Raw genomic sequence first — 16,426 nt, forward strand, 5'->3', positions numbered from 1 at the left:
CCTCAGAACTGGAAGTAAAGGAACGGCGAGAAGCTTTGCGCCGAGAGTTTGAGAATCGAGGCGATGAACAGCAGCAGCACCAGGGTGCGCATCACGTAGCGTGACCAGTCCACGGTCCAGTAGGCCGGTTGCACCTGGGCTTCGACGCCAACGGTGTAGCCAGGTTCATGAATGTTCGTCGGATTTTCGCCCGGCGCGGCTTTGATCAGACCCGGTTGTGCAGTGGCCGGACCATCGGCCTCGGTAGTCACTTCAGGCTTGGTCTTGACTGGCGGACGGTTGGTGTAGAAGTCCCGCAGGCCGAAGAAGGCGAGGGTGGCGTAGGCTACCGCCAGCGTGGCGATCTGCAGGCCGGTGAGGTTGGCGCGGGTCAGTTCCGACAGCGACCAGTCGCCGAAGCTGAACATGGCGCTGTACATGCGACCGGCCACGTGCAGGTTCTCGGCGCGGAAAATCACCCAGCCCATCACCACCAGCAGGAAGGTCAGTGCCCAGCGGATCGGGTTGATGCTGCGTGGGTTGGTGTCGATACCCACCGCTTTTTCGATGGCCAGCCACATGCCGTGCCAGGCACCCCAGATCACGTAGGTGATGTTCGCGCCGTGCCACAGACCACCGAGCAGCATGGTCAGGAACAGATTGCGATAGGTCATCAGCGTGCCTTTGCGGTTACCGCCCAGGGTGATGTAGAGGTAGTCACGCAGCCAGGTCGACAAGCTGATGTGCCAGCGGCGCCAGAACTCGGTGATCGACTGGCTGATGTAGGGCTGCTTGAAGTTTTCCATGAAACGGAAACCCATCATCAGGCCCAGGCCGATGGCCATGTCGCTGTAGCCGGAGAAGTCGAAGTACAGCTGCGCGGTGTAGGCCAGGGCGCCGAGCCAGGCATCGCCCGTGGTCGGGTTCTGCAAGGCGAAGCAATGGTCGGCTACCACCGCCAGGGTGTCGGCGATGAACACTTTCTTGATGAAACCCTGCATGAAGCGGGTGCAGCCTTCGGAGAATTTGTCCAGCGTGTGGGTGCGGTTGTTGAACTGGTCGGCCAGGTCGCGGAAACGCAACACGGGGCCTGCGATCAGGTGCGGGAAAATGGCCACGAACGCTGCGAAGTCGATCAGGTTGCGGGTCGCCGGGGTGTCACCGCGATAGACGTCGATGATGTAGCTGATGGACTCGAAGATGTAGAACGAAATCCCGATCGGCAACAGCACGTGGGTCAGGATGAACGGGTTGAGACCGAAGCCGGTGATGATGGCGTTGAGGCTGTCCACGCCGAAGTTGGCGTACTTGAAATAGCCCAGGATGGCCAAGTCCACGCCCACGCCGAGCAACAGCCAGCGCTGGGCCGGTTTGGTGCGCACACCGGCGGCCCCGACTTTCAGGCCGATCCAGTAGTTCCACAGGGTCACGCCGGCGAACAGCGCGAGGAAGTCCACCCGCCACCAGGCATAGAACACGTAGCTGGCGATGAGCAGCAGCAGGTTGCGATAGCGTTGCCCGCTCAAGTAGTACAAGCCGAGAAAGATCGGCAGGAACAGGAACAGGAACACGTTGGATGAAAATACCATCCCGATCTCTCCATGTTGAATCAACAGTCAAGGGCCAGAGCCCCCCCAAACCCCCCCGTGAAAACCGGGGGGCTATTGCATTCGAAACAGACCACATTCCCTGTGGGAGCGAGCTTGCTCGCGATGACGGAGTGTCAGTCGACATCCATGGTGAATGTCAGACCGCAATCGCGAGCAAGCTCGCTCCCACAGGTTTCCTGCCAGGCAGGAGATGTGGTGTCAGCTTCCTTTTTCGCCTTTCTCCCGCGACGGGTCATACACCCGGGTCAAGTCCCCGCCGAGGCGGAAGGTCTTGAAGGGTTGCATTTCATGCTTGCGCTCCAGCACATCCTCGGAGCAGGTGTAGAGGCTGCAGAACGGTTCGAGCCAGGCGAATTTCGAATCGACCTTGAGGTCCTTCATGTCCTGCTCGTCGCCATTTTTCTCTTCGAAGATCTCCGGGTCTTTCACCCCGGCCAGCACCCGGTCACCCAGTCGCTTGAGGGCACCGTTGTTTTCCTGGCGCAGGTCCACACCGTTGACCTGGGCGAAACTGGCGATCATCGCCAGTGGCGGCAGGGCGTAGTTGTGGTAGGACAGGGCGCGTTGCTTGCGCTTGAGTTCGTTGGGCAGGAAACCGTCGGCATCGACCTGGTTGACGCCGACCTTGTATTCCTTGACGGCCCAGTCGAACAGGTCGCGGCGGTTGGTTGCCACGGAGGTGGCCATTACCGACCAGGCGGCCCAGTAGGAATGGTTGTTGGTCTTGTCCAGCGGCAGGTTGTCCCAGTCGCTGACCACTTGATCGGCCATCCGGCTGAACCAGCCTTCGATCAGTTGCGCCTGTTCCGGGTGATTGGCCAATGGACGGGATTCGGAGAACTTCAAGCGCACATAGGCCGAAGCCATGCTGCCCAGCGCCCATTTGCGCATGGATTTGCCGGTGTGGTTGAAGTCCTTGGACATCAGCGCATCGGCCTGGGCCCAGGCGGTCAGCCAGTTCAGCGTGCATTCCAGTTGCTCGGGGCGGCCGTCACGCATGAACTGCATGACTTGCTTGCTGACGCCACGCTCGATCTTGGTGATGTCGGCGGTGCTGTCGCGGAACGCCTTTTCCGATTGTACGTTCAATGTCGCTCGGGCCTTGTCGGAGCCCTCGTACTTACTGCGAAATTGCAGGGAACCGGTGTAGGGCGTCGGCGTGGCGTCGCAACCTTTGGCGGCGTCGCCGGTCTTGACCTTTTCGATCGGTGCGAAGTAACCCTGGGGCGGGCGCAGCGGGGCCGCCGCCTGCGTGGCCCCGGCGAACAGCGCCAGGGTCAGCAGGGAGGGCGCCAGCAGCGTTTTCAACGTTCGGGTGCGCGTGGTACTGGTCATGAGACGAGACCTCATTGTCCGATTTGAGCCGTTTGTTGCCCGGCTTGCGGAGATGCGTTGCGTTTGCAGACTTTCGCTTCGATTTGCAGCGGCTCTTTACCGGCTTCAGGACCCTGGACTTCAACGGCTAGCAGGTTTTGCGAAGCCCAGTCCTCGTCGGTGCGCAATTGGAAGGCGAAACGTCCGTCGGTGTCGGAGGTATCCGGTTTTTCGATCTTGATATCCTCGTGGCGCCCATTCATGTACCAGAGGGTGGCTTGCAAGGTTTTCACCGACGTGTCGGTGAAGCGGATGTCGACCTGGTGACTGCCATTACGCAGATCCATGTTCTTGGTATTGACCATCAATTCGTTCTTGCCCGGCTTGAGCGCGGTCTTGCTGCTCATGAGTGCCGGCTTGCCTTCGCAACCGTTGTTGTCCAGCAGCGCCATCATCTGGCGGTAGATGGTTTCCTGGTCCAGGCGATACAGCGGGGAGAATTCCCAGATGAGAATTTTCGGCGGGTTCTTTTGGAACTCTTCGCTGCCCAGGTACTGGATCATCGCGCCTTCCAGGCCACCGCCAGGGAAGGCGACGTTGAGGATGTCGGCGCCGATGGCTTCCTGCAGGAAACCGGCAAAGTTGTAGTTCTTGCCGCTGTGACTGGTGCCCACGAGGGTGATCTGCGGGTTGCCGGAATCGCTGAACAGGTCGCCGTCGCCGGCCTCGCCCTTGGGTTCGGTGGTGAACTGGTCCATGTACTGGATCGCATAGCTGGTGCCGCACAGTTGCCCGGCCATGTTGTGCAGGGTGCCGGTCTTGCCCATGCGGCCGGACTTCTTGGTCTCGAATTCACGCTTGGGAATGTCGGCGAAGGCCGGAATCTGCTTGACCTTCTCGGCGACGATCTTGGCCGTGCGCTGGGCGCCGTATGGGGTCCAGTGCTGGTCGCCACGGAAATAGAAATCGTGGGCCGGCAGGGTCTCGGGCAGGTTTTCGTTAGTCAGCGGCGACAGGTCCGGCACCACATAACCCATCTGGGCGAAACGGCCGAGCATGGATTTGTAGTTGGTCAGGGCCTTGTCAAAATTGAAGCTGGCCTTCTCCTGCGGATTGAGCTTGTTGCGGTTCACCAGGCCTCGGGTCGGCTGGTAGACAAGCACCAGCTCGACGCCTTTTGCCTTGAACGCATCGTGCAACTGCTGCATGCGCTTGTAGCCGGCCGGGGTGGTGTTGAATTCGGTGCGCAGGTCTTCCTGGGTCCGGAACAGCCAGTCGCCCTGGGCCTGCACCAGCGTAGTGAAGTTCTGCTGGTAGCGCGTGGTGTAGTTCTTCGCGTCATGGGCCGCCGGGCACAGGTTGCAGCACGGTTCGGCGGTGAAGCTCGGCGCCTTGATTTCATCGGCGCGTGCGCCGCTTGCAGCGGCGAGAATGCCGGCAGTCAGCGCGGACAGGCCCAGGAGTTTGATCATCTGTGGGTTCATAAAGGTCATCCTCAGTCCCGCAATTCGGTCTGGCGTTCGACAGGGTCGATCAGCACGGCTTTCTGCTGGCGCACCAGCAGGTCGAGAATTTCATCCTGGCGCTCGCCGAGGATTCCCGAGAAGCTGATGCCGCTGGATTTGGTCGGCGCGAGCATGGACACGCGGTACAGCTCAACGCTCAATGGTGAGTCGATGGACAACGGGCCACTGCCATTGGCGGCCAGTTCGCCACCGACCACGATCAGCGAGACCTGGGCGTCGAACGGGTCGAGCTTGATGTCCCGGTCGGTGTCGGACAGGTCCTTGATGTGACCGTAGAGACCGGTCAGGCCGTTGGCCATGGACACGTTTTCGTAGAGGCGGATGTTCACGCTGTTACGAATCCGGATGCCGTGGCGGCGGTTGCTGATCACTTTGTTGCCCCACAGCAGGTTGTCACCACTCTCGTAAAGCGTGATGCCGTCGGTGTGGTTCTTGTAGATCTCGTTGTAGGCGATCAGGTTGTTTACGCTGTTACGGTCGATCACCAGGCCCGAGAGTTTGTTGTCGTAGCTGCGGTTGTTGAAAATGAAGCTGTCGTTGACCTCACGGGAAATAATGATCCCGTGCTTCTTCTTGGTCCCGTAGACGGTGTTGTCGGCAATGATCAGCCGATGGGAACGGTCGTGGGGGTCGATGCCGTAGACGATGTTGTCTTTGTAGGTATTGCCCTTGACCACGAAATCGTTGGTTTCGTAGCAGTAGAAGCCGTACCACATGTCCGAGAACTCGGAACCGATGATCCAGCCGGTCGGTTCCGGGCGCTTGAGGACCTTGGCCATGTTCGGCGTGTACTGGGAAATACTCACCCCGTACGACTTACTGTTGGCGTAGCCGAAACTCGCCATCTTGGTATTGACGATGTAAGTCTCGGTGCCGCCCCAGGACAGCAGGAACGGACGGAACTCCTTGGGCGAACGGAACGTGGCGGGGCCGTTGTCCTTTTCACGCCAGCCGGTGACCTTGGTGTCGCGGATGAACATCCGGCCATCGTTGACCAGGAATGAGCCGCCCTCCTGGGACAGGCGCAATTCCTGGGTCTGCTTGTCGATTTCCAGGATGCCCTTCTGGCCGACCACGATCGGAATCTTCGCCAGGTACACACCTGGCGAAGTTTCGATGACGTACTTAGGGACTTTCTTGGCCAGGTCCTTGAGGTTCATGTAACCGTCGTCAAGGAAGACGGCCTGAGGGATGCCACGCTGGCGCACCACCCACTCGGCCATCTTGTTGTCGCCGCCGATGAAGTCCTTCAAGGCATTTTCCTGCATCATCCGGCGCACGCTGATCTTGCCGGGCTTGCTGCGCACGATCTTGGCCGCGACGGCTTCGGCGGTATAGCCTTTGAGGTCGGGCAAGGTCGGCGCGGCCAGCTCCAGCGGTGCGGTCGGCGCGCTGCTGACGGTGTAGGTCCTGGCTTGTTGCAGTTCCTTGACCACGTTGCCCGGCTTGACCACCGGTTCAACGTTGGCGAACGCCGGCGAGCCGGTCAGCAGCATCGCTGCGACCAACAGGCTGATCGAACCTTTCATCGCCTGGCTGTTCCTGAGGTAGCGGTTCATATCGGGCACTCCCATGGCCATTCGCATCAGAAGCGCCAGATCACGTCGACAAAGGCGCGATGCATGTACGAATCGACCTCTTTGCCGTAGGCGTCGCCTGGCTTGAACACGCCGCCACGAAAGCGCACCAGCGCCGACGGCTCATCTATGGACTGACTCAGCGCGGCCGGCAGCAGGCCTTGCTTGAAGTACTTGGTGACGACCAAGTCGACTTCCTGGCCAAGGTCCTTGTTACCGTCGCGCAGTGGCAGGGACGAGGTGGACAGGATTGCGCCGGTCACGTCGTCGGTGTTGTTTTCCACGGCGTTGATGCCGTTGCTGCCCACCGGCTTGTTGCCGTCCACGCGCCAGAACTTGTGGTACACAAGGCTTGCGTCGTATTCGTCGCGCAACTGCCAGGAACCGAACAGGCTGGCGCTCTGGGTGTTGGCCATTTCGCCCCGGAACGCTTCGCCGAAACGGTGCACCCGCGAGCGGGTACCCGTGAAGTTCGAGCGGTTGCTTTGCAGGCCGTTCTGTTCGTAGTCCTCGCTGGCGCGGGCATAGGCCGCACCGACTTGCCATTGCGGGTCCAGACGCAGGCGGATACCCAGGTCAGTGGCCCAGCCGTCCACGTCATCGCTGTGCTTGGCTTCTGTTGGGCGCGTGCCGTCGGCGTTGAGCGGATTGACGGTGTCACGGTCGCCGGTCATGCCGGTGAGGCTGGCCCAGTAGTTGACCGTGTTGGTGTTGCGCCAGTTGTAGGCGTCGCTGTTGGCTTCCAGGCCCAGCCAGGTCAAGTCGCCATTCTCGGTCTTGTCCAGGGTATCGGTGGCTTCGCCCGGGGTCGGGTAATCGAGGCTGCCATTGTCATGGGAATGGTGGGCGCGGATACCGGCCCACTGGCCTGGCATCCACTGGTAGCCCACGTCGCCATAGACGTGCAGGCGGTCCTTGTCCTTGGGGGACAATTCCTTGAGGTCGGTGCGGTATTCGCTGAAGCGTTCGGCCACGCCGAGGTTGGCTCGCAGCAAGGTGGTGTCGAAGGTCCAGTTCAGGGCTTCGATGTTGGTGTCGCGCCATTGGCCGTCGTCATTGCGCAGGCGCTGGCGACCGAACTTCAACTGCTCGCCCGGGTAGGGGGTCAGGCCGCGGTAGCCGATCCAGAACTCGCGCATGGCCAGGTAGCTTTTCTTGGCTTCGCGATCGCCGCTGTCGGTTTCTTGGGTGGCGCCGTCGGATTGTTGCAGGGTGTCGGTTTCGATGATGTCGCTGGACGTCACGGCCTGGGCCATGGCGTAGGCGCTCCAGGCGCCGCTTTCGCTTTCACCGTAGACCCACGGACGCAGGTCCAGGCCGACACCGTTAACGTCGCCACCGCTCTGGGTGCCGAGGTCGCGGTCGTCTTCGGACTGGCCGGTGATCTTCACTTCCAGGCCGAAGTTCTTGGTGTCAGTCAGGGCCGCCAGGCTCGGGCTGGACCACAACAGGGCAAACGACAGGCCAATACCAGCCTGTACAAAAGGATTGAGCTTCAAAAGCTTCATAGAGGTTCCTCGCCGTCATCTTCTTTTAGGGCTTGCAGTTCCAGCGTATCGGGGCTCATTGCGCCGCGAATGGCCTGCTCTTGTTGTAGCAGGCGTTGCGCTTGTGCAAGTTGCTGCGGCGGTAATTGTGCTTCGAGGGTTTGGGCAAGCTCGATGGCTTGCGGGGTGTTCTGCGCCTTGGCCAACTGGCTGAACACATAAGCATTGACCGGGTTGGGCTTGGTGCCCTTGCCCTGGGAGAACAGCTGGGCAATGGCGAAGTCGGCGCTGTTCTGGCCGTTGCGGGCGGCCTTGAGCAGGTGGTCCAGGGCTTTTTGCGAGTACACCTGGCCCAGGTAACCGCGGCGATAGATCTGGCCGAGGTAGTAATCGGCGGCTACTTCGCGGCCAACGGCTTTCTGGAAATGCGCCTCGGCGGCCTTGGCATCGGCCGGGACCCACTTGCCTTCGTAGTAGAGCTTGCCCAGCAACAGCTCGGCGCGCGACTGGTCGGCGGCGCGGCCGTTTTCCAGGTATTGCATCATCTTGTCGACATCACCCAGTTCCGGGAAGTCGTAGAGCAGTTGCGCCAGGCTGACCCAGGCAGCGGGGTAGCCGGGGGCGATGCCTTCGAGCAACGACTGGGCGGTCTTTTCGTCGGTCTTGCCCAGGCTGGCATCGGCCAGGACACGGGCGACGCTGTCCACGCGCTGGGCGGACACGACGCCACGGGCGTGACCGTCCTGCATCTGCTTGAGCAATTGGGCCTGTTGTTCCGGCTGGCCGCGTTTCTGATAGACCGTGGCCAGTTCGACGTAGCAGATGTCCGTGGTCGCCAGCGCGGCCTTGCAGACCTTCTCGACTTCATCCAGGTGCTGGTCGTAGGTGCCCTGGGTGCGGTAGAGCAGAATCTGCGCCAGGCCCGCTTCCGGGTAGCCGGCGCTGCGCCATTGGCTGATCTGCTGCTGGGCGTTGACGTTCGGGAAGCTGTGGGGATATTGCAGGTACAGCATTGCCAGCGGGATCAGGGTGTTGCCTTCGCCATTGGCGAAGGCTTTCTTCAACAGGCCTTCGGCTTCGTGTTTTTCCGCTTCGGTGGAACCGGGCTTGGCCACCAGCAGGCGACCCAGGCGCGCCTGGGCCCGTGGCGAGATATCGGCCGCGGCGCGGTAAGTCGCCTCGGCTTTTTTCATCTGCTCGGGGTCGCGGCTGTCCACCTGGATGTCGGCCAGGCCTACCTGGGCCTCGCTGTAGCCCAGGTCGGCCAGTTGCTGGTAGTTCTGCTGCGCCAACGCCGTGTCGCCGCGCTTGAGGGCTTCGTTGGCCAGGCGCTGGTCGGGCAGGCCGGCGCAACCGCTGAGGCCGATCGCCAGCGCCAGTGCACACAATGCATACCCCGTGTGGGAGCGAGCTTGCTCGCGAAGCAGGCCGCTCGGTGTACCAGACAGACCGCGTCGATCCCATCGCGAGCAAGCTCGCTCCCACAGGGAATGCGGTGCATTGTTGTTTTGTGGAGTGATCACGGGCATATCCTCGACTTAAATACCGACGGCCATGGCTTTGTCGATCAGCCAGTTCAGGTTCGGGCCACGGTCGCTGGTGACTTCTACCGGACGGCCGGCCAGCGAGCTGTCCAGGGGTTCGTCAGGCTGGATCAGCACACGGATATCGGAGGAAAGGTCGGCACTTTTCAGGCTGGTGCTGCTGACGATCTTGCCGGTACGGGTGGTGTCTTCGCCGGCGACCTGGAAGCTGACCGGCGTGCCTGGGCGCACGTCGCCGAACTGGCGATAGGAGAAGCGCGCTTCGACGTTGGCTTCGGTGCCCCGTGGAACCAGTTGGAAGATCACGTCACCCTTGCTGGCGTATTGTCCGTTGGCGACCAGTTGCTGGGACACGATGCAGTCGCATGGGGAGGTCAGGGTGCCGGTCATCTGCTTGCCGAACAGCTCCTCGACCTTGGCCGGCTGCAACTGGTTGTCGTCCAGGTGACCCTTGAGCACATCGAGCATGCTGGTGCTGAAGGTCGCCAGCGGAGCGCCCTTGGCGGCAACGCCATCGGCTTTGACCAGGCTCTGCACGGTGCCGTCGCGCGGCATGGTGATGGCCATGCCCGGTACGTTCACCAGGCCTGCCTGGGCGTGGCTGACGAAGTACATGCCGTACACCGACTTGAAGATGAAACCGAACGCCGCCAGGCCAACGATGAAGATCCCCAGGCTGAAGGTCACGGCGCGCAGGCGACCGAAGGCACTCATGCCACCGTTTTCGTCTTTCTGCTTGCGAGCCTTGGTGAAGTTGTCGCGTTGCAGGGTCGCCAGCACGTCGCCGACACCGACGATGTCGCCGGCCAGGTGCGAGGTGATGATGTGACGCAGGGTCGAGATGTCACGTGGCTCCAGGTTCTGGAACTGGCAACCGGTGCGGCCGGTCTGGCGGTCGTAGGAACGGATCTGCAATTCCACGTCCATGGCCAGGCCAAGGTTGTCGATCACGAACTGCAGGCGAGCCTTGTAGGTCTCGCCAACCTTGAGCGGCAGTTGGCCGGCGTTGAAGCACAGCCCACCGGCGGACAGGTCCAGGACCTTGACTTCCATGGGCGTGCGGTCGGGACCGAAGAAGCGCAGCTTGGCCGGGATTTTGACCCGGGCGTGTTGGCGCTGGGCTTCGGATTCATGCACTACGTTGACATTCACGGCGGTGTTCATAGGGGCGATTTCCTGGTTAATTCATTCAAGTCCGGTCAGACCATCGTCAGCAGCACGGCGACAAAAATGCTGCCGGCGGAGAAGGTCATGGTCCGAGACGACCAAGTGTTGAACCAACGTTGAAAGCTGGCGAGATCACGGGTCAGGTGGGTGGGCTGGCGAGTCCAGGACTGTTGGTCGAGGCGGAAGAACACGTAGATCTTCACCAGGGCACCGACGATCTGGTTGTAATAGAGGATCGCCGGGTAGGCAGGGCCGATCCGGTGTCCGGAGCACGACAGCAGCAGGGTCAGCAGGAACCGGGTGATGCCGATCCACAGCAGGTACACCAAGATGAACGCGGTGCCGTACTTGAAGCTGGCGATCAGTGCCACGGTCAGGCCAAGCAGCGAGGTCCACATCGACACCCGCTGGTCGAACAGCACCACCGAGGTGAACAGGCCCAGACGGCGCATGCCCAGGCCCAGTGCCCGGGAGTTCTGCCGCAGGTTGTTGCCGTACCAGCGAAACATCAGCTTGCGGCTGGCCTTGATGAAGCTCTTCTCCGGCGGATGCTCGACGGTGTTGATCGCCGCATCGGGCACGTAGAACGTGTCGTAGCCCAGGCGCATCAGGCTGAACCAGCTCGACTTGTCATCGCCGGTCAGGAACTTGAAGCGGCCCAGGCGCCAGTGTTGCAGCGAGTCGCTTTCCACGTCGGCGATGAAGTCCGGGTTGGTGACCACGGTGGCGCGGAACACCGACATCCGCCCGGTCATGGTCAGCACGCGCTTGGACAAGGCCATGGAGCACATGTTGATGTGACGCTGGGCGAAGCGCAGCTTGTGCCACTCGCTCATGATGTAGCCGCCGCGCACTTCGCAGAACTCGTTGGTGGTCAGGCCGCCGACATTGCCGAACAGCTGGAACCACGGCACGGTCTTGCGCACGACGCCTTCGGCGAGCACGGTGTCGCCATCGATCACGGCGACCACGGCGCGATCGTCCGGCAGGTGGCGGGAGATGGCGCGGAAGCCGTAGGCCAAGCCGTCACGCTTGCCGGTGCCTGGGATACGCACGAAGTCCAGCTTGACCCGTTCTGGCGGGTTCATGCGGGCCCAGAGGCTCTTGACCAACAGTTCGTCGGACATTTCCACGATGGAGCAGACCACGGTGGTGGGCAGCTCGCAGTCGATGGCCTCGCGGATCACCGAGCCATACACTTGTGCAGTGGTCAGCGCGTCGATCCGAAAGCTGGTGACCATCAGGTACACGTGGGACGGATCCGCCGCCTTGCCCAGCTTGCGGACCTTGCGGCGCAGGTGTGGGTAGACGATGTACAGGAAGATCATGCCGCGCACGAAATGCGTTGCTCCCATGGAGTAACGCCAGATGCCCACGGCGCCGATCAGGAAAATGAAGTCCTTGGATTCGGAGTCGAACGTGGACGTGGGCAGCGCCATGGCGATGCCCATCAATAAACTCAAGTAAAACAGCCAACCGGCGGCCTGAAGCAGGCCGTGCTTTAGCCTGTGCATAATCTGCATCCGTCTCTATCTCGGGCGGGCCTTGTGGGCGGCCCGATGGGTTAAGGCAGGCGAAAGGCCGGCCGAGGCATGCCCCGGCCGGCAAACAGACTTACCAGCAGATGCCTTCGGTCCGGCCACTCGGGTTGGAGGCCTTGGACATGAAGCCGACCAGGTCGATGACCTGCTTGCCTTCCGGTACGTTTTCGGTCAGCGCGCGGAACTTCTCGTCGCGGTTACCCAGGATGATGATGTCGGAGCTGTCGATCACCGAGTCGAAGTCGGCGTTGAGCAAGGACGAGACGTGAGGAATCTTCGACTCGATGTAATCCTTGTTCGCACCGTGGACGCGGGCGTATTCGACGTTGCTGTCGTAGATCTTCAGGTCGAAACCCTTGCCGATCAGCATTTCCGCCAGTTCCACCAGCGGGCTTTCACGCAGGTCGTCGGTGCCGGCCTTGAAGCTCAGACCCAGCAGGGCGACTTTGCGCTTGTCGTGGCTGGAAACGATGTCGAAGGCGTTCTGCACCTGGGACTCGTTGCTGCGCATCAGCGAGTTGAGCAGCGGCGCTTGCACGTCCAGGGCGCCGGCGCGGTAGGTCAGGGCGCGAACGTCCTTGGGCAGGCAGGAACCGCCGAAAGCGAAGCCTGGGCGCATGTAGTACTGGGACAGGTTCAGGGTCTTGTCCTGGCAGACCACGTCCATCACTTCACGACCATCGACACCGACGGCCTTGGCGATGTTGCCGATCTCGTTGGCGAAGGTCACCTTGGTGGCGTGCCACACGTTGCAGGTGTACTTGATCATCTCGGCGACGGCGATGTCCTTGCGGATGATCGGCGCGTCGAGCTCTTCGTACAGCGACTGCAGAACGTCACCGGAGGCGGTGTCGAACTCACCGATAACGGTCATTGGCGGCTGGTCGTAGTCTTTGATCGCGGTGCTTTCGCGCAGGAACTCAGGGTTCACCGCGACACCGAAATCGACGCCGGCTTTCTTGCCGGAGCAGTCTTCCAGGATCGGGATGACAACGTTTGCCACGGTACCCGGCAACACGGTGCTGCGTACGACGATGGTGTGGCGGGTGGTCTTGTCACGCAGGACAAAACCGATCTCGCGGCACACGGCCTCGATGTAGTTCAGTTCCAGGTCGCCGTTCTTTTTGCTCGGTGTACCGACGCAAATCATCGACAAGTCAGTATCGCGAATGGCTTCGGCGAAGTTGGTAGTACCGCGCAGTCGACCTGTTTGAATGCCTTGCGCCAATAGCTCGCCAAGACCCGGTTCAACGATGGGCGATTTGCCGGCGTTGATCATGTCGATTTTGTCTTTGGCGACATCTACGCCAACTACGTCATGGCCCCGTGCAGACAGGCAACCGGCACATACTGCACCGACGTAACCCAAACCAAATATGCTAATGCGCATCGCATTTCCCTCTGTTTTTCACGCCATTAAATGGCCGGAGTTAATAGTGTTCAGCGGTCATAGTGCACTCGGAAGTGTGGAATGCAGGCGCCACAATGCCGTGTGCAGGCATACTAAGTTCCGAGTGTCTAAATAAATGCACTCAAGTTGTGCGCAATGTGGCCTAGTTGTTATGACCTGCCCTGTTATGCAGCCAGTCCTCGTTATCGGGAACGCTCGTGCAAAGGTCCTTCACTTCCGACTCCTGGCAAAAAGCCCACAAAATCAGAAGCTTGTGTGCTCGGGTGAGCACGTTATAGGGGCGCAGCCTTGGCCTTGTAGGGGATAGTAATGGTGCGTTATCTCCTGTCCTTTATAAGATGGATCCAAATAGGCGACCGTTTCGCTAAATTGCCATGACAACTTGGTTACTTGGATCGACGGCCTATGTAAGTCTTCTCTTACACGCTCCGTGAGAATCGTTACGGGTGGTATGAGCCGTGCAATTTCACATAGTTCCGATCCGCTCATCGCGATTTTCGAAATTTTTCGAAATATTATCGAAGATGGCACTGCCCTCAATATGATGGCACTTGCCGTTTCATCCTTTATTAATGGGGAGTTAGGAGGGGGGGATAGTTTTGTGCCACTACCGATAAAAATTTTTGGTGCCACTACGCAAAAAACTGACGAGTGTCGAGTGAAAGAAAAGTTAGCGGGGGAGTGGGCCGATTTATTGGCGTCATGAAACTGGCGAAACAGGTGGGGAACTAAGATGACAGATCGGGGCTTGATCGAAGCCCCTGATCAGAGAGCGATATAAGGTTATGCCTTATTCGGGAGCGTGATCGCGCAAGAACACCAGTTTGTCCTGGCTCGACTGTTGTGCGTTGAAGCGGTAGCCCTGCACATCGAATTGGCGGAGTGCCGCAGGGTCGTTGATGCGTTCTTCAATGACGAAGCGACTCATCAGGCCCCGGGCTTTTTTGGCGTAGAAGCTGATGATCTTGTACTGGCCATTTTTCAAGTCGCGGAATTCGGTATCGATGACGCGCGCTTTCAATGCGCTGCGCTTGACCGCCGAAAAGTACTCATTGGACGCCAGGTTCAGCAGTACGTCGTCGCCTTGTTCGGCCAGGGCTTCGTTCAGCCATTCGCTGATGCGTGTGCCCCAGAAGGCATACAGGTCCTTGCCCCGGGCATTGGCCAGCTTCGTGCCCATCTCCAGGCGATAGGGCTGCATCAGGTCCAATGGCCGCAGCAGGCCGTAAAGGCCGGAGAGCATGCGCAAGTGTTGCTGGGCATAGTCGAAATCGGCTTCGCCAAAGCTTTGCGCATCCAGGCCCGTGTACACGTCGCCCTTGAAGGCCAGCAGCGCCTGCTTGGCGTTGGCCGGGGTGAACGCCGGCGTCCAGCTGCCGAATCGCGCGGCATTGAGGCCGCCGATCTTGTCGGAGACGTGCATCAACTCGCTGATCTGTGCCGGCGAGAGTTCGCGCAGCTGTTCGATCAGTTCCTGGGAATGATCCAGGTACTGCGGCTGGGTAAAACGCGCGGTAGCCGGCGGTGTTTCGTAGTCGAGGGTCTTGGCGGGGGAAATCACCATCAGCATGCAATCGTCTCCTTGAAGGTGCGGCGATTCTAGGGGGTTGTCCGGGTGGACTCCAGCTATTGGGGTGATAGGTGATGGATGGGCGAGTATTGACGGGCATTTTTGGTAAGGGAGGTGTGGGAGCAAAGTCTGTGGGAGCAAAGCTTGCTCGCGATGAACGATGGCGCAGTCTTGCAGATGGACCGTGTCGCCTGCATCGCGAGCAAGCTTTGCTCCCACAGGACTGCTCCCCAAGTCCGCTGATCACAAGGGGATTACACCAGGATCGGCTATGATGCCGCGCGGGTTTCGTTATGGAGACATCCCTTTTGCGTATCGCCCTTCTGTTATTGGCCTGGTTGTTGAGCCTGGGCGCCAGTGCCGCGCCCAACGACGTCGCCACCCTGGACCGCAGCACCTGGCCGGAACAACTCACCAGCCCGACGCTGTTCGATGTGGCCTCGCGGGCCGAGATCCTGATGTTCGCCCGGGGGTTGCTGGACGTCGATGCCATGGACGAAATCGCGCTCAAGCAGTACCTGGGGCTGCGCACGGTCAATATGGCCGCGATTGATGCCCTACGCGCACGGCTGTGGCAGCGGCTGTTGACCAACTACAACTTTGCCCAGCGCAGTTGCGATCAGGATGCGTCCTTCTGTTATCTGGTCGAGGACATGGCGACCCTGCGCGAAGAGGCCCGCAGGTTCCATCTGGATGACAATTCCTACTACATCAAGTGGGCGGCACCGAGCCAGATCTTTCATACCCAATACCGCGATGAACTACTGCGTAAAGCCGCGCTTTTTCCGCAAACCAGCAGTGAAATCGCCCGTTTCGGTGATTACGAGCGCAACGGCGAGGACATGAACGACCGGCTGTTCCTGCTGACCTTCGACAGCGCTGCCAACGTTGTGCCGGACAACACCTCGTGGCTGACCGACTACCTGCGCAAGGCGAACATGAACGGCACCTTCTTCGTGCTGGGCAAGGACATCCAGGCGCGACTGGAAGAGCGCTCGGCCAACAGTCTTCAGATGTTGTATGCCGGACAGTGCGTGGGTGTGCAGGGCTGGGAGTTTCGTTCCCACAGCCATTGGCAGGACTGGCAAGACTCGGTCCGGCGCAGTGTCGAGCTGGTCAAGGGCAAGCTGCCCGAGAATTATGTGCCGCTGTTCCGCCCGCCCCAAGGCCAGCGTCGTGGCGATGCCGAAGGGTTTTTCCGGCAGCAGGGCTTGCAGGTGGCGTTGTGGGATATCGACCCCCAGGACAGCGGCAATCGGCTCAAGCCTGAGCAAAGCGCCCAGCGTGTGCTGACCCTGATGCTGTTGTGGCGCCACGGGGTGATCAATTTCAACGCCAAGCAGGATGGGGTGAAAACGGCGGTGCCCTGGCTCATGGCGCAGACGGCGCAGAGCGGGATCGGTTGGGCTGACTGTCAGGAGGCGTTTCGCTGAAACCGGCAAAGGCCCGGAAACATTGGGGAAGGAGGAAAACCCGGGACACATTCATGACAACCGGACTTCCGACTTTAACGGTGCAATGGCGGTACGCCAAGGGTTATTCGTCACTCTGAAAAATAAACTTCAAAAAAGCGTCAAAGTGCTTTTTCCTGTCATGGTTTTTGGAGTATCAAGAAGTCAGACCGCCGAAACCTGCAACACAGGTGGCGTCTTCCAAGACCCAGATTGTGTGCAGTTCACCTGAATCCTCGCGGGTGAATT

The 16,426-nt window shown here is 60.3% G+C and carries 12 protein-coding genes; 2 read left to right on the forward strand and 10 right to left on the reverse strand.

What is annotated here, in order from left to right; translation table 11 throughout:
* Positions 1 to 2: 2 nt before the first annotated feature.
* The 9 genes from PSH84_RS01810 to PSH84_RS01850 all read right to left on the reverse strand — a co-directional run bounded on the left by PSH84_RS01810 (position 3) and on the right by PSH84_RS01850 (position 13,135).
* Complete coding sequence (locus PSH84_RS01810) at positions 3 to 1,568, reverse strand: MBOAT family O-acyltransferase (RefSeq protein ID WP_122566542.1); 1,566 nt, start codon at positions 1,566 to 1,568, stop codon at positions 3 to 5.
* Between the two features lie 219 nt (positions 1,569 to 1,787).
* On the reverse strand, positions 1,788 to 2,924 hold the full coding sequence (locus PSH84_RS01815; protein ID WP_122566541.1) for a mannuronate-specific alginate lyase: 1,137 nt from the start codon (positions 2,922 to 2,924) through the stop codon (positions 1,788 to 1,790).
* An 11-nt stretch (positions 2,925 to 2,935) separates the two neighbouring features.
* On the reverse strand, positions 2,936 to 4,387 hold the full coding sequence (locus tag PSH84_RS01820) for an alginate O-acetyltransferase (protein WP_122566540.1): 1,452 nt from the start codon (positions 4,385 to 4,387) through the stop codon (positions 2,936 to 2,938).
* Positions 4,388 to 4,398: 11 nt separating this feature from the next.
* Complete coding sequence (gene algG / locus PSH84_RS01825) at positions 4,399 to 5,988, reverse strand: mannuronan 5-epimerase AlgG (protein WP_305468349.1); 1,590 nt, start codon at positions 5,986 to 5,988, stop codon at positions 4,399 to 4,401.
* 26 nt (positions 5,989 to 6,014) lie between these two features.
* Entirely contained in the window at positions 6,015 to 7,505 is a 1,491-nt protein-coding gene (locus tag PSH84_RS01830; protein WP_122566554.1) for an alginate export family protein, read from the reverse strand.
* 5 nt (positions 7,506 to 7,510) lie between these two features.
* On the reverse strand, positions 7,511 to 9,016 hold the full coding sequence (algK, locus tag PSH84_RS01835) for an alginate biosynthesis TPR repeat lipoprotein AlgK (RefSeq protein ID WP_439800548.1): 1,506 nt from the start codon (positions 9,014 to 9,016) through the stop codon (positions 7,511 to 7,513).
* Between the two features lie 15 nt (positions 9,017 to 9,031).
* On the reverse strand, positions 9,032 to 10,201 hold the full coding sequence (locus PSH84_RS01840; protein WP_122566537.1) for an alginate biosynthesis protein Alg44: 1,170 nt from the start codon (positions 10,199 to 10,201) through the stop codon (positions 9,032 to 9,034).
* Between the two features lie 35 nt (positions 10,202 to 10,236).
* The gene (gene alg8 / locus PSH84_RS01845) at positions 10,237 to 11,718 is read right to left on the reverse strand and encodes a mannuronan synthase (protein ID WP_436278738.1); all 1,482 of its coding nucleotides are present in this window, start codon (positions 11,716 to 11,718) and stop codon (positions 10,237 to 10,239) included.
* A 100-nt stretch (positions 11,719 to 11,818) separates the two neighbouring features.
* The gene (locus PSH84_RS01850) at positions 11,819 to 13,135 is read right to left on the reverse strand and encodes a nucleotide sugar dehydrogenase (protein WP_122566535.1); all 1,317 of its coding nucleotides are present in this window, start codon (positions 13,133 to 13,135) and stop codon (positions 11,819 to 11,821) included.
* Positions 13,136 to 13,607: 472 nt separating this feature from the next.
* Here PSH84_RS01850 and PSH84_RS01855 point away from each other — a divergent pair, with 472 nt between their 5' ends.
* Positions 13,608 to 13,862 carry a hypothetical protein gene (locus PSH84_RS01855; RefSeq protein ID WP_163006757.1) on the forward strand — a complete coding sequence of 85 codons (255 nt, stop codon included), beginning with the start codon at positions 13,608 to 13,610 and terminating at the stop codon, positions 13,860 to 13,862.
* Between the two features lie 84 nt (positions 13,863 to 13,946).
* On the opposite strand, the gene yaaA is transcribed toward PSH84_RS01855, so the two are convergent.
* A complete protein-coding gene (yaaA, locus tag PSH84_RS01860; protein ID WP_305468345.1) occupies positions 13,947 to 14,726 on the reverse strand; it encodes a peroxide stress protein YaaA in 780 nt (259 codons plus the stop codon).
* A gap of 308 nt (positions 14,727 to 15,034) precedes the next feature.
* On the opposite strand from yaaA, the gene PSH84_RS01865 reads away from it, so the two are divergent.
* Positions 15,035 to 16,159 (forward strand): polysaccharide deacetylase family protein, encoded by a 1,125-nt coding sequence (locus tag PSH84_RS01865; protein ID WP_122566533.1) that lies wholly within the window; start codon positions 15,035 to 15,037, stop codon positions 16,157 to 16,159.
* The last annotated feature ends 267 nt before the right edge of the window (positions 16,160 to 16,426 follow it).

It is taken from the genome of Pseudomonas beijingensis, from assembly GCF_030687295.1.
GTDB classification, from domain to species: Bacteria; Pseudomonadota; Gammaproteobacteria; order Pseudomonadales; family Pseudomonadaceae; genus Aquipseudomonas; species Aquipseudomonas beijingensis.